Source organism: Streptomyces sp. NPDC060002, assembly GCF_042737245.1.
Lineage (GTDB): Bacteria > Actinomycetota > Actinomycetes > Streptomycetales > Streptomycetaceae > Streptomyces.
The window spans coordinates 181,509-195,503 of the sequence record NZ_JBHWUW010000009.1 but is presented as its reverse complement, the minus strand read 5'-3'; the positions used below and the strand labels follow the sequence as shown (position 1 = coordinate 195,503).

The window sequence follows — 13,995 nt, the reverse complement described above, 5'->3', positions numbered from 1 at the left end:
AAACGCTCGACTGGGAAACCCCAGCCGAGCGCCTCGCTAAGCTCCTCACGACAGCCGCATGATCAGCGGTGTTGCCACGACCCCTTGAATTCGCCCGGGCGGAGGGGGCCTTTCGGCTGTCTACGGCAGGTGCTACCGGAGCCGAGCCATCAACGCGTGCTCCACGAGCGTGATCAGCGCCGACTTGGCGTCAGCGCGGTGGCGGGCGTCGGTCGTGATGATCGGTGTGTCGGGGCCGATCTGCAGGGCCTCGCGGACCTCTTCCGGCTGGTACGGCTGCGAGCCGTCGAAGCCGTTGAGGGCGACGACGAACGGCAGGCCGCTGTTCTCGAAGTAGTCGACCGCCGGGAAGCAGTCGGCGAGACGGCGGGTGTCCACGAGCACGATCGCGCCGATCGCGCCGCGCACCAGGTCGTCCCACATGAACCAGAAGCGGTCCTGACCGGGGGTGCCGAACAGGTACAGGATCAGGTCCTGGTCCAGGGTGATACGGCCGAAGTCCATGGCGACCGTGGTGGTCGTCTTGTCCCCGGTGTGGGTGAGGTCGTCGATGCCCGCCGACGCGGACGTCATGACGGCCTCCGTGCGCAGCGGGTTGATCTCCGAGACGGCCCCGACGAACGTGGTCTTGCCCACGCCGAAGCCGCCCGCCACCACGATCTTCGCGGACGTGGTGGAGCGGGAAGGCCCTCCGCTAGAGCTTGCGAAGTCCACTGAGCACCCTTTCGAGCAATGTCACGGCTGGCTGGCCGCCGGCGCTCTCGTCGCCGCCGGGCTGATGAATCGCGACCAGTCCCGCCTCCGCCAAGTCGGCGACGAGGATCCTGGCCACGCCGAGAGGGATGGTCAGCAGCGCCGAGATCTCGGCGACCGACTTGATCTCTCGGCAGAGGTTGCAGATCCGCTGATGCTCGGGCAGTTGGCCCTGCATCTGATGCGGCTGCGCAGTGGTGTGCACCAGCGCCTCGATGGCGAGCTGGTAACGCGGGCGGGTCCGGCCACCGGTCATGGCGTACGGACGCACCAGCGGGTTGTTCGTCGCCCCTGCGGGCGCCGACTCCGGGGTGCGGCGGTGCGGCTGTACGGGCTGGATGCGCGGGGCCGACGGCTGGTCGTACGGAGACGGCCCGGGACCCTGCGGACCCTGGGGCGTGTACGGCCGTTGCTGGCTGGGTGCGGAGGGGAAGTTGTAACGGTTCGGGTTCTGGGAACCGTCGCCCTGGCCCTGGGCAGGGCCGTACGACCAGTTGCCCGAATTCGATCCGCCTGGGGGTGTTGCCACTCTCTCTCCTCCTCCGATGTGCCTGGCACCCATCACGTGGAAGCCGCGTCCCGAAACCCTACGGCCTCGGGACGCCAAAACGCACTGTTCGTTTGTTAGTTGAGGAGGCTCCCTTGGAGCTCCGCACGAAGGTCGGGGGTCAGGACCGAGCCGGCTCGGTCCACCAGAAGGGCCATCTCGTACCCAATGAGGCCGATGTCCGCATCGGGGTGAGCGAGAACCGCGAGCGAGGAACCGTCGGAGATGGACATGAGGAAGAGGAATCCCCGCTCCATCTCCACAACCGTCTGGTTCACGCTGCCGCCCTCGAAGATGCGGGAGGCGCCTGCCGTCAGAGACGTCAGACCGGAGGCCACGGCGGCGAGCTGGTCGGCCCGGTCGCGGGGGAAGCCTTCGGACATCGCCAGAAGGAGTCCGTCGGCGGAGACCACCACGGTGTGGGACACCCCCGGGGTGTTGTCCACGAAGTTGGTGATCACCCAGTTCAGGTTCTGTGCCGCCTGGCTCATCGGGCTCACACTAACGCTCCTGGTTGTAGGTGCTGTCAGGACCGAGGCCCTGGCCGTTCGTTTCACTGCTTCCTGCGTTGCGTCCGCGCTGGACGCCCCGACGCAGGTTGCTCAACCTGCCTCGGACGTCCTCCGGGGCGCGGGAGACCTGAGGGCCTCCCTGGGGGGTGCTCTCGGCGGCGCCCTCGATCAGGTTGGCCTTGGGCACCCGCCGCGGCAGCCCGGAGGAGGTGACCCCGCCCGCCTTGGGCTTCTTCAGGGAGGAGGCCTGCTGCCAGCGCTCGTCGTTGGCCGAGCGCCAGGAGTCGCCGCCGCCGTTGCTCTCCGCGGGGGAGGCCGCCGGCTCCTGCTTCGCGGGCCGGGCGCCGTTCGTACCGCTTGCGGCTGAGCCGCGGCGGGGGAGACCGGCGTCGGTCAGCGCGTGGGAGGCGGAGGAGGTCGGTCCCGGACGGTCGAAGCCTACGCGGTTCTGCTCACCCGCGTCAGCGGCCTGCACGGATTCCGCTTCCGGAGCGTACTGGTCCTGGTAGCCGTTCTGGTAACCGTTCGTGTGGCCGTTCTGCTGGGGCCAGTCGTCCTGGTAGGACTGCTGCTCCTGGTACGGCTGGAAGCCCTCGGAGCCTGCGGCGGGGGCAGCCGTCCGCTCCTCCTGGCCCGGTTCCGCATACGCGGGGTCCGGGTAGCCGCCGTTCGACGCGAAGCCGCCGTTCTGCGGCAGGCCGCCGTTGCCGGAGAACGACTCGCCCTGCGGCGCGCCGCCGTTCGGCGCGAAGTACTGGTCGTCGTACGCCGGGCGCTGCTGCTCCTCGTACGGCGTCTGCTGGTCGAACGCCGCCGGCTGTTCGGCGTACCCGGTCGCACCGCTGTCGTAGCCGGCCCCGGCACCCTGCTGGGCGGGGTCGTAGCCGTTCTGCCCGGCGCCGTACGGCTGCTGCTGACGGGGCGCGTCGAAGCCCTCGGCGGACTGCTGCTGGCCCGGCTGGCCCGGCTGGCCCGGCTGGCCCGGCTGGGACTCCAGGGCCGCCCGGCGCTCCTCGCGCATCAGCGAGCGGCCCACCGGGTCCAGGTCACGGATGTCGTCGGGGACCTCGTACTGGCTGTCGTCGAAACCGAGCTCCGCGGCGGTGCGCATCGGCAGACCGTTGTTGAAGTCCTCGCCGCGACCGCCGTAGCTCTGCTCCGGGATGATCTGCGAGACGGTGAACTCGTCGCGAGGCTGCTGCTGCTCGCCGCCACCACCGTGGGTGATGGCGTCCGGCAGCATGACCAGCGAGGTGGTGCCCGCCTGCTCGCCCGAGGGGCGCAGCTGGACGCGGATACCGTGCCGGTCGGACAGCCGGCCGACCACGAACAGGCCCATGCGCTGCGAGATCGCGGCGTCCACCGTCGGCGGGTTGGCCAGCTTGTGGTTGATGTCCGCGAAGTCCTCGGCGGTGAGTCCGATGCCCTTGTCGTGGATCTCGATCATCACGCGGCCGTCGGGGAGACGGGTCGCGGTGACCCGGACCTTGGTCTGCGGGGAGGAGAACGTCGTGGCGTTCTCCAGGAGCTCGGCGAGCAGGTGCACGAGGTCGGTCACGGCACGGCCGTGGATCTCGGCCTCGGGTACGCCGGACAGCTCGACGCGCTCGTACTGCTCCACCTCGGAGGAGGCGGCGCGCAGCACGTCGACCAGCGGGACCGGCTGGTCCCAGCGGCGGCCGGGCTCCTCGCCGGCGAGCACCAGGAGGTTCTCGCCGTTGCGGCGCATACGGGTGGCGAGGTGGTCCAGGCGGAAGAGGTGCTCCAGCTGGTCCGGGTCGGCCTCGTTGTTCTCCAGGTCGGTGATCAGGGTCAGCTGGCCCTCGATCAGGGACTGGTTGCGGCGCGAGAGGTTGGTGAAGATCGCGTTGATGTTGCCCCGGAGCAGAGCCTGCTCGGCGGCCAGCCGGACGGCCTCGCGGTGGACCTGGTCGAAGGCGCGGGCGACTTCGCCGATCTCGTCCCTGGTGTTGATGGGGATCGGCTGGACGCGGGTGTCCACCCGGCCCGGGTCGGTGCGCGAGAGCTGGTCGACCAGCATCGGCAGCCGCTGCTCGGCGATGCCGAAGGCGGCGTTGCGCAGCTGGCGCATGGCCTGGCTCATCTGGCGGGCCATGAGGCTGGCGACGATGAACGCGGCGAGCAGGGCGATGATGACGATGGCGCCGTTGATGATGGCGTCGCGCTGCGCGTCGGAGGCGATCTCACCCGCGTCGGTCACCGCGCGGTCGATGAGCTCGCTCTCGACCTGGCTGTAGCCCTCGAACTTCAGCGTCGCGGCCGTCATCCAGGCCTTGGCGGTGACGCCCTTCTCGGCGAGCTGGGACGGGGACTGCCCGCTGCTGATCGCCTGGATCATCTTGGCCATGGTCGGCGGAGCGGTGAACTCCTCGCCCTCGGCGTCGGCCTTGGCCTTCGCGTCGGCGACCTGCTGCGCGCCCTCCTCGGTCTTCTCCTTCATGACCTCGGTCAGCCGCGCGGCGTCCTCGGTGGTGCCACCGGAGACGTACTCCTGCTGGGCGATGCCCTCGAGGTAGGCGTACGAGGTGAAGGCGGTGAGCTGCTGCCGGTAGATCGTCTCGTCGGGGCTGGGCCGGACCAGCAGGTGCACGCCGATCGCGCGCTGGAGGGACTCGGCGCCCTTGGCCAGGGCGACCGCGTAGACGGTGCGGCCGTAGGCGGTGATGTTGCCGGTGCCGAGGCCGAGTTCGTTGGAGAACTCCATCAGCAGGTGCTCGACCGCGACGTAGCCCTCTTCGGTCTTCACCGGGTCCAGGGCCTTGGTGTAGGCGGCCGCGCGAATCTTCGTCAGAGTCGGCTCGGCCGCCTCCACCAGCTTCAGACGGCGCTGGAGGCCTTCCTTGTCCGGCATCCCGACGACCTCGTCGTGGAAGGCGGTGGCCTTCGCGTCGGTGGTGGCGCGGGCCGCCTTGACGTCCGAGTCGTCCTTCTTGGACTGGAGCAGCGGCTGGGCGCTGATGTCCCGCTCGTTGAGCAGGGCCTCGGCGTACTCGCCGGCGGCGGCCACGATCTTCGCCGTCTTCTCGGCGTCGCGGGCCTCCTGCCAGGTGTCGATCGAGTTCTTCACCTGGAAGCCGCCCATGACCAGGCCGACCATCACGGGTATGAGCAGGATCGCGTTCAGCCGGGTGGGCACCCGCCAGTTCCGCGGGGAGAGGCGGCCGCCGCTCTTCGCGAGTGCGGACGCCGGCTCCGAACCGGGTCCAGGGGCGGGCGCCGCTCCGCGCGGCGGCGGGGTGAAGTTGCCCCGGGCCGCCGGCTCGGGACTTTGCTTGCTTCGCCTCACTCGACCAACAACCTCTCGGCGGTCGGCACCTTCGTCGTGCCGCAGTGTCTCAGAGCCCGGTCAGCCATCGACCATGAGTACGTCATTGACTATTGGGCAGTTCAGGCATTCCAGCACGACGACCAGCGCTCTTCCAAACATGGGAAAGCGCTGGTTCGGTGTGATGTAAGCCCCAGATAAAACGGTCAAAAAGAACGAGCCCCGCCAAAAGGCGGGGCTTTCGTGCGCGCAGTGAGACCGAGCGACCGCGACGCGTGTCGGTACCTGTGGATTCCACTGCCGAAACGTTATGAACACCGGAGCCGACCGTGTCCAAGGCCACAGTCGGCTCCAGAGCGTCTACGGCAGCCGCCGTACGGCGCCGGGTGCTTGAAAACTACCGCAGTCGCGCCATGAGCGCGTGCTCGACCAGCGTGATCAGCGCGCTCTTGGCGTCCGAGCGGTGCCGGGCGTCCGTCGTGATGATCGGGGTGTCCGGCCCGATCTGCAGGGCCTCGCGCACCTCTTCCGGCTGGTACGGCTGCGAGCCGTCGAAGCCGTTGAGGGCGACGACGAACGGCAGGCCGCTGTTCTCGAAGTAGTCGACCGCCGGGAAGCAGTCGGCGAGACGGCGGGTGTCCACCAGGACGATCGCGCCGATCGCGCCGCGCACCAGGTCGTCCCACATGAACCAGAACCGGTCCTGACCCGGCGTACCGAACAGGTACAGGATCAGGTCCTGGTCGAGCGTGATACGGCCGAAGTCCATGGCCACCGTCGTGGTGGTCTTGTCCCCGGTGTGGGTGAGGTCGTCGATGCCCGCGCTCGCGGACGTCATGACGGCCTCCGTGCGCAGCGGGTTGATCTCGGAGACGGCGCCCACGAACGTGGTCTTGCCCACGCCGAAGCCCCCCGCCACCACGATCTTCGCGGAGGTGGTGGCCCGCCCCCCGTCAGAGCTTGCGAAGTCCACTGAGCACCCTTTCGAGCAGCGTCACGTCCGGAGCGCCGCCGTTGTTCTCGTCGCCGCCCGGCTGGTGGATGGCCACCAGTCCGGCCTCGGCGAGGTCCGCGACCAGGATCCGCGCCACCCCCAGCGGCATGGCCAGGAGAGCCGAGACCTCCGCGACCGACTTCACCTCGCGGCACAGATGGCAGATGCGCTGGTGCTCCGGGAGCAGCCCCATGAGCGCTGCCGGGTCGGCCGTCGTGCTGATCAGCGCCTCGATGGCGAGCTGATAGCGCGGCCGCGTCCGGCCGCCGGTCATCGCGTACGGACGCACCAGCGGCTGGTCGCCCTCATCCCCGTACGGCTCCGCGTACGGATCATGATGGGCGGTGGGCGGGGTCATGGATCCTCCGGGCGGGACAGCATTCGCGGTCAGTCGTGCCGTCCGTCTAGGCCGGTGGGGGGATTGTGTCGGCCGGACGGTGATTTCGTGAGGTGGGTAGTGCTGGGGCGGGTCAGTGGAGCAGACTGCCCTGGAGTTCGGCGCGCAGGTCGGGCGTGAGGACCGCGCCCGCGCGGTCGACAAGCAGCGTCATCTCGTAGCCGACGAGGCCGATGTCGCACTCGGGGTGTGCGAGGACGGCGAGCGACGAGCCGTCCGAGACGGACATGAGGAAGAGGAACCCTCGTTCCATCTCGACGACGGTCTGCGCGACGCTGCCGCCTTCGAAGATCCGTGAGGCGCCGGCCGTCAGCGAGGTGAGCCCCGACGCGACGGCCGCCAACTGGTCGGCACGGTCGCGCGGGAAGCCCTCGGACATCGCGAGCAGGAGCCCGTCGGCGGACACGACAACGGTGTGGGACACCCCAGGGGTGTTGTCCACGAAGTTGGTGATCAACCAGTTCAGGTTCTGTGCCGCCTGGCTCATCTGACTCAACTAACGCTCCTGCTGGTGAGTGGGGCTCGGGAAACTGCCGGTCTGACCGTTGCCGGCCTGACGACCCTGCGCGATGCCCCGACGGAGATTGGTCAGCCGTCCGCGTACGTCGTCAGGCGCACGCGAGACCTGCGGACCGGGTTGGTGCTGTTGCTGCTGAGCCGTGCCCGGGACGAGGTTCGCCCTGGGCACCCGGCGCGGCAGGCCGGATGTGGTGACGCCGCCCGCTGCCGGCTGCCTGACCCGCTCGGCCTGCCGGACGAGTTCGTCGTTCGGCGAGGTGCGCCAGGAGGCATTGGCGGCGGGACGCTGGGGGGCAGCCGGAGCCTGCGGCTCCTGGGGCTGCTGTTGCTGCGGAGCCTGGGCCGCGCCGCCCGCCTGCTGACCGTGGAACCAGTTGGTCTCCAGCGTGTCGTAGAGCGGGGTACGCCCGTCACCGGGACCCGAGGCCGGCGGCAGTGCCTCCGGCTCAGGACGCCCGACGTGACGCTGCGGACCGGTCGGCTGCGCCGGGGTGCCGTAGCCACCCGACTGCGGAGCGCCGAACTGGCCGTTGGACGAGGGGTCCTGGCGGCCGGGCAGCGAGTGCTGACCGGTCGGGGAACCGTCGTGGCCGGGTGCGGCGAACTGGCCGGTGGAGCCGTTGTCGTAGGCCTGCGGAGCGAACTGGTTCGGGGCCGCCGTGGCGTTCTGGCCGCCCGGGGCACCGAAGACGTCGGACCGGGTGAAGCCGTTCTCGTCCTGCTGGCCGCTGGTACCGGGGCGCTGGAACTGCTGCCCCGTGTCCTGTCGGCCGTTCGTGCCCGGACGCTGGAACTGGCTGGTGTCCTGGCGTCCGCCCGGACCCGTCTGGGGGTTGCCCACGGCCGGGAACTGGCCCGTGCTGTGGAGACCGTTCGCGACGGGACGGCCGAAGTCGGCGGGACCCGCCGGGGCCTGGCGGTCGTCGGTGCGCGGGATCGCCGGTATCTCGGCGGTGGCGCCGGGACCCTGCCGGTCGTCGAAGCGCGGAATGCGCGACGTCTGGGCGACGTCCGGCTCCTCGTGACCGCGCGGGGCGTCCAGCGGGCTGCGCGGCACCGGCGGCTGGGCGTTCTCGTCGCCCCAGCTGGTCACCCGCGGCTGCGGGTTGCCGCCCGGCAGCTCGGCGCGCGGACCACCGCGCGGCGGCAGCTGCGGCTGACGGCCGCGGCCGCCCTGATCCGCCTTGCTGCCTCGCGGCTGCGTCGGACGCCCGCCGAACATGTCCACACCCTGGGGGCCCGTACCGGCCGCCTGGAGACCCTGCGGCGCACCAGGCGTCTGGCCGCCGAAGCCGGAACCCGCACCGGCCGGAGCCGGTCGGCCCTGCTGGGGGGAGGTCGGAGGCTGCTGCGGTCCGCGCGGCGGCTGGCCACCGGGACGGCCACCGCCGTCACGGCCGGGCAGCGCGGCCCGGGGGCCGGTACCCGCCGCGAGCCTGCCGCCGGCGCCGGGAGCGGAGCCGAGGGCACCGCCCTGCGACCCGTTCTGCGAGCCGTTCTGGCGACGCGCCGCTGCGACGCCCGCGGCGGCCTGCGCGGCGGCGGGACCACCCGCGACGCTGCTCTGACCGGCCTTGGGCTGAGGCTTCTTGCCGCCCTGGGCGACGTCCACGGGCAGCATGACCAGCGCGGTCGTGCCACCGGAGTCCGAGGGACGCAGCTGGATGCGGATGCCGTGCCGCTGCGACAGACGACCGACCACGAACAGACCCATGCGCCGGGAGACCGACACGTCCACGGTGGGCGGCGACGCGAGCCGCTCGTTGATCGCGGCGAGGTCCTCGGGGGAGAGGCCGATGCCGGTGTCGTGGATCTCGATCAGGACGCGGCCGTCGGGCAGCGCGTGACCGGTGACCTTGACCTTGGTCTGCGGGGAGGAGAACGAGGTGGCGTTCTCGAGCAGCTCGGCGAGGAGGTGCACGAGGTCGTTGACGACCCGGCCGGCCACTTCGGTGGTCGGCACGGAGGCCAGCTCGATGCGCTCGTACTGCTCCACCTCGGACGCGGCGGCACGCAGCACGTCGACCAGCGGGACCGGACGGGTCCAGCGACGGCCGGGCTCCTCACCCGCGAGGACGAGGAGGTTCTCACCGTTACGGCGCATGCGGGTCGCGAGGTGGTCGAGCTTGAAGAGCGAGGACAGCTGGTCCGGGTCGGCCTCGCGGGACTCCAGTTCGGAGATCAGCGACAGCTGGCGCTGGATCAGACCCTGGGAGCGGCGCGAGAGGTTGGTGAACATCGCGTTGACGTTGCCCCGCAGCAGGGCCTGCTCGGCGGCGAGGCGGACCGCCTCGCGGTGCACGTCGTCGAAGGCCGCGGCCACCTGGCCGATCTCGTCCCGGGAGTGCACACCGACCGACTCCACGGACGTGTCGACGTCCTGCGGGTCGGACTCGGACAGCTGCTTGACCAGCTCGGGCAGCCGGTCCTGGGCGACCTTGGTGGCGGTCTCCTGGAGGCGGCGCAGCGAACGGATCATGGACCGGGCGACGACGAACGCGCCGACCAGCGAGACACCGAGCACGAGCAGGATGAGCGCACCGGAGATGATCGCTTCGCGCTCCGACTCGGCGCGCAGCTCACGCGCCTTCTGCTCCATGTCCTCGAGCAGCGTGAGCTCGATGTTGGTCATCTGCTTGATCTTGGTGGAGCTGGCGTCGATCCAGTCCTGGTACGACTGCTTGTCCAGCGACTCCAGGCCGCTGGAGGAGCTGAGCGCCCGGGTGGCGTAGGTGTCCGCGTCCTCGATGACCGGGTTGCCCTGCTCGATCGGCTTCAGCAGTTCCTCTGCGCCGCCGTCGCCGTAGATGCTGCGGAAACTCGCGAGCTCGGAGTCCTGGTTCTCGAGCCCGGCCTCGGCGTACTGCCGGTCGTTCTCGGAGAGGTCGCCGTAGACGGTGTTGCCCACCGGCAGCGCCGCCGCGAGCACGGCGCGCTGGACGGAGGCGTACTCCTTGGCGGCGGAGAAGGCGGCCAGCGCACGCGTGCGCTGGATCATCTCCGGGTTGCTGGTGGCCTGCGCCATGTCCTGCGAGAGGTCGAGCAGGCTGGTGATGAGGCGGTGGTAGGCCTCCACCGTCTGGGTGGAGTTGCCCTTCTCCGCGTAGGCCGTCGTCCGGACCTTGGCGAGGTTGCCCAGGTCGCTCAGCAGACCGACGAGGCTGTCCCGGACGCCCTGGAGGTTGCCGTCGGCGGTAGCGCCGTCGATCTCCTCCGACGAGTCCTGGAAGGCGCTCAGCGCGCGGTCCGTCTTCTCGCGGTAGCCCTTGATCCCGGGGTCGGTCGCCTTGCCGTTGTGCGCCAGCGGGCCCGCCGAGCGGTCGCGCTCGTCCTGCAGCGCGTCGGCCAGGTCGGTGGCCTGCTTGGTCATGTCCGTCAGCAGCTTCATGTTGTCGAGCTGCTGGATGTCGTCCATCGACTGGTTGATGCGCAGCGCGCCCAGCGAGGTGGCCGCGACCACGGGCAGGGTCAGCAGCGCCACCAGACGCGTGGAGATGCGCCAGTTGCGCAGCGCCACCCGGGGGCCGGGGCCGGTCGGCGGCTTCGCCGGAGCCGGGGGAGGAGAACTCGGCGACGCGGACGCACCGGGACGCCCGGAGCGCTCACCGCCGTCGCCGGACGGATTGGGGCCCGGGTTCTGGGCGTGCTGGGGCGAGGAGCCGACTGCCATCGGGCCGGTCCCGCCGTGCGGCTCCGGCTCGGCCGAAGCGCTGCCATCCCTCTTGAAACGTCCCTGCACTAGCGTCGCAACCTCTGGACCAGGCGTCCCTCCGCGTGAACGGAAGGACGGTGTCGGCGTGTTGGAGGGCGTCCTGAATACGCCCCCCAATTGGTCGTGAGTAACCGGCGCTGGCTCCCCCTGTCTCGCCGCCACCGGGCGCGCTGGGCGCCCTCTGTGCGCCGGCTCGATCCCGCGGCGGTCCGAGGAATTCCAGCACAGTGCAGGATCTCCAACAAGGGCCGTTGGCCAGGCTGTGACATCCGTGACACGACGTGAGGGTCAAGTTACGGGACGTAGAAATCGATCCCGCATAAGGCGGACATAAGGGTGTGAACAGGGGGCGGTCGAACGGTGTCCCAGTCGCCATGATCAGGAGCGGAATGAGCGCTTCAGATGGCCAATGTCTGTTTTGTAACGGTCAGCCGGCAGTCGGAAATGACCGCTTTGCCCATTGATTCGTGAGCAAACTCACACGCCGATCATGCGACCTTCACGTCTTCACCGGGAATCGCGTGTTTAGCCTGACGCTTTACAGGGATGGCACATCCGACAAACCGCGTCTGTGCGGAGGCCCTTGAGGGCTTCCCGGATGCCCGACACGACAGGGTCACGTACAACAGTGAAGACCACGACGATGTTCCACAAGATCGCCAACCCCCGGCGTACGACCCTGGCGCACCTCAAGGACGCCGACGAACTGCAGCTCCCGGAGCAGCAGGAGCACTCCGTCGAACTTCCCGCCCAGACTGCGAACCCCAAGCGCACCATCCTCATGGAGGCGCCGGTCGCGGCCTCCGTCGCGGAGTAGATCTTCACGCGGAGATACGGGCACCGGCCGCCGAATGCTCAAGGCGGCCGCTCACGGATGTCAAGGGCGTCCCCGGCCGGGGACGCCCTTCCGCGTTAGCCTGGGGCGTCACACTCCAGCCAGCTCAGTCAAGGGGCCAACCAACCCGTGCGCATCGCCAGGTTCTCCATCGACGGGAACGTCGCCTTCGGCGCGGTCGAGGGCGACAAGCCGGACGAGCTCGTCCTCGACATCATCAAGGGCATCCCGTTCACGGACTTCGAACTCTCCGGCACCAAGGTGCCGCTGAGCAAGGTCCGGCTGCTCCCGCCCGTCCTGCCCAACAAGGTCGTGGCCTTCGGCCGCAACTACGCCGAGCACGCGCGTGAGCTGGGCAACGAGGTGCCGGACGCCCCGTTCGCCTTCTTCAAGCCGTCCACCTCGGTGATCGGTTCCGGCGACGCCATCCAGTACCCGGCCTTCTCCGAGGAGGTCCATCACGAGGCCGAGCTCGCCGTGGTCATCGGCCGGCTCTGCCGCGAGGTGCCGCGCGAGCGCGTCAAGGACGTGATCTTCGGCTACACCTGCGCGAACGACGTCACCGCCCGCGACGTCCAGAAGCGCGAGAAGCAGTGGGCCCGGGCCAAGGGCTTCGACACCTCGTGCCCGCTGGGCCCCTGGGTGGAGACCGGCCTGGACCTCGAGACCGCGAGCGACCTCACCGTCCAGCTGACGGTCAACGGGCAGCAACGGCAGCTCGGCCGCACCAGCGAGATGATCCACTCGATCGAGGATCTGATCGTCAACATCACCGAGGCCATGACGCTGCTCCCCGGCGACGTGATCCTCACGGGCACCCCGGCAGGGGTAGGCCCCCTGGTCGTCGGCGACGAGGTCGCCGTCACCATCGAAGGCATCGGCACTCTCACCAACAAGGTTGTCAAGCGTGGCTAGCGCACCCGGCTCCCCCGTACGCGTCCGTTTCTGTCCCTCGCCCACCGGCAACCCCCACGTGGGCCTGGTCCGCACCGCCCTGTTCAACTGGGCGTTCGCCAAGCACCACCAGGGCACGCTGGTCTTCCGCATCGAGGACACCGACGCGGCCCGTGACTCCGAGGAGTCCTACGACCAGCTCCTGGACTCGCTGCGCTGGCTGGGCTTCGACTGGGACGAGGGCCCCGAGGTCGGCGGCCCGCACACGCCGTACCGTCAGTCGCAGCGCATGGACCTCTACGCCGACGTCGCCCGCAAGCTCCTCGACGCCGGGCACGCCTACCACTGCTACTGCTCCCAGGAGGAGCTGGACACCCGCCGCGACGCCGCCCGCGCGGCCGGCCGGCCCTCCGGCTACGACGGCCACTGCCGCGACCTCACCGACGCGCAGGTGGCGGAGTACAAGGCCCAGGGCCGTACTCCGATCGTCCGCTTCCGCATGCCCGACGAGACGATCACCTTCACGGACCTGGTCCGCGGCGAGCTGACGTTCACCCCGGAGAACGTGCCCGACTTCGGCATCGTCCGCGCGAACGGCGCCCCGCTGTACACGCTGGTCAACCCGGTCGACGACGCGCTGATGGAGATCACGCACGTCCTGCGGGGCGAGGACCTGCTCTCCTCGACCCCCCGCCAGATCGCCCTCTACAAGGCGCTCACCGAACTCGGCATCGCCCAGGGCACCCCCCACTTCGGCCACCTGCCGTACGTGATGGGCGAGGGCAACAAGAAGCTGTCGAAGCGGGACCCGGAGTCCTCGCTCAACCTCTACCGCGAGCGCGGCTTCCTCCCCGAGGGCCTGCTCAACTACCTCTCGCTGCTCGGCTGGTCGCTCTCGGCCGACCAGGACATCTTCACGATGGACGAGATGACCGCGGCCTTCGACATCGCGGACGTCAACCCCAACCCGGCGCGCTTCGACCTGAAGAAGTGCGAGGCGATCAACGCCGACCACATCCGCCTGCTGGACGTGAAGGACTTCACGGAGCGCTGCGCGCCCTGGCTGAAGGCTCCCTACGCCCCCTGGTCCCCGCAGGACTTCGACGAGGCCAGGTGGGAGGCGATCGCCCCGCACGCCCAGACCCGGCTGAAGGTGCTGTCGGAGATCACCGACAACGTCGACTTCCTCTTCCTCCCCGAGCCGGCCGTCGACGAGGCCAGCTGGACGAAGGCGATGAAGGAGGGCAGCGACGCGTTGCTCACGACGGCCCGCGAGAAGCTGGCGGCGGCCGACTGGACCTCGGCGGAGTCCCTGAAGGAGGCCGTCCTGGCCGCCGGCGAGGCGCACGGCCTCAAGCTCGGCAAGGCCCAGGCCCCGGTCCGCGTCGCCGTCACCGGCCGCACGGTCGGCCTGCCGCTCTTCGAGTCCCTGGAGATCCTGGGCAAGGAGAAGACGCTGGCCCGCGTCGACGCGGCCCTGGCGAAGCTCGCCGCGTAGCCCCACCCGCGCCCCGAGGGGCGGCGCCCGGCGACCCGGGTGCCGCCC

The 13,995-nt window shown here is 70.0% G+C and carries 11 protein-coding genes; 3 read left to right on the top strand and 8 right to left on the bottom strand.

The window, feature by feature from the left end:
• Positions 1-132: 132 nt before the first annotated feature.
• From ACFWBD_RS11980 to ACFWBD_RS11945, 8 genes are all read right to left on the bottom strand, one after another.
• A complete protein-coding gene (locus ACFWBD_RS11980) occupies positions 133-714 on the bottom strand; it encodes an ATP/GTP-binding protein (protein ID WP_385665981.1) in 582 nt (193 codons plus the stop codon).
• Entirely contained in the window at positions 695-1,282 is a 588-nt protein-coding gene (locus ACFWBD_RS11975; protein WP_385665979.1) for a DUF742 domain-containing protein, read from the bottom strand. The genes ACFWBD_RS11980 and ACFWBD_RS11975 overlap by 20 nt, the downstream gene beginning before the upstream one ends.
• Positions 1,283-1,377: 95 nt before the next feature.
• Positions 1,378-1,791: a roadblock/LC7 domain-containing protein gene (locus ACFWBD_RS11970; RefSeq protein ID WP_385665977.1), complete on the bottom strand. Its 414-nt coding sequence runs from the start codon at positions 1,789-1,791 to the stop codon at positions 1,378-1,380.
• Positions 1,792-1,801: 10 nt separating this feature from the next.
• Entirely contained in the window at positions 1,802-5,119 is a 3,318-nt protein-coding gene (locus ACFWBD_RS11965) for a nitrate- and nitrite sensing domain-containing protein (RefSeq protein ID WP_385665975.1), read from the bottom strand.
• A gap of 376 nt (positions 5,120-5,495) precedes the next feature.
• A complete protein-coding gene (locus ACFWBD_RS11960; RefSeq protein ID WP_054239771.1) occupies positions 5,496-6,071 on the bottom strand; it encodes an ATP/GTP-binding protein in 576 nt (191 codons plus the stop codon).
• Positions 6,052-6,450: a DUF742 domain-containing protein gene (locus tag ACFWBD_RS11955; RefSeq protein WP_009190816.1), complete on the bottom strand. Its 399-nt coding sequence runs from the start codon at positions 6,448-6,450 to the stop codon at positions 6,052-6,054. The genes ACFWBD_RS11960 and ACFWBD_RS11955 overlap by 20 nt, the downstream gene beginning before the upstream one ends.
• A 112-nt stretch (positions 6,451-6,562) precedes the next feature.
• Positions 6,563-6,976: a roadblock/LC7 domain-containing protein gene (locus tag ACFWBD_RS11950; RefSeq protein ID WP_020128762.1), complete on the bottom strand. Its 414-nt coding sequence runs from the start codon at positions 6,974-6,976 to the stop codon at positions 6,563-6,565.
• Positions 6,977-6,985: 9 nt separating this feature from the next.
• Positions 6,986-10,747: a nitrate- and nitrite sensing domain-containing protein gene (locus ACFWBD_RS11945; protein WP_385665973.1), complete on the bottom strand. Its 3,762-nt coding sequence runs from the start codon at positions 10,745-10,747 to the stop codon at positions 6,986-6,988.
• Positions 10,748-11,348: 601 nt separating this feature from the next.
• Between ACFWBD_RS11945 and ACFWBD_RS11940 the strand changes: the two genes are divergently transcribed.
• The 3 genes from ACFWBD_RS11940 (at position 11,349) to gltX (ending at position 13,947) form a co-directional block, all read left to right on the top strand.
• On the top strand, positions 11,349-11,537 hold the full coding sequence (locus ACFWBD_RS11940) for a hypothetical protein (protein ID WP_385665971.1): 189 nt from the start codon (positions 11,349-11,351) through the stop codon (positions 11,535-11,537).
• A 147-nt stretch (positions 11,538-11,684) separates the two neighbouring features.
• The gene (locus ACFWBD_RS11935) at positions 11,685-12,470 is read left to right on the top strand and encodes a fumarylacetoacetate hydrolase family protein (RefSeq protein WP_385665969.1); all 786 of its coding nucleotides are present in this window, start codon (positions 11,685-11,687) and stop codon (positions 12,468-12,470) included.
• The gene (gltX, locus tag ACFWBD_RS11930) at positions 12,463-13,947 is read left to right on the top strand and encodes a glutamate--tRNA ligase (protein ID WP_385665967.1); all 1,485 of its coding nucleotides are present in this window, start codon (positions 12,463-12,465) and stop codon (positions 13,945-13,947) included. The genes ACFWBD_RS11935 and gltX overlap by 8 nt, the downstream gene beginning before the upstream one ends.
• Positions 13,948-13,995 lie beyond the last annotated feature (48 nt).

Bases quoted from the DNA above. Each gene is read 5' to 3' on its own strand.
- ACFWBD_RS11970 (WP_385665977.1), bottom strand. From the start codon at position 1,791: ATGAGCCAGGCGGCACAGAACCTGAACTGGGTGATCACCAACTTCGTG.
- ACFWBD_RS11955 (WP_009190816.1), bottom strand. From the start codon at position 6,450: ATGACCCCGCCCACCGCCCATCATGATCCGTACGCGGAGCCGTACGGG.
- ACFWBD_RS11950 (WP_020128762.1), bottom strand. From the start codon at position 6,976: ATGAGCCAGGCGGCACAGAACCTGAACTGGTTGATCACCAACTTCGTG.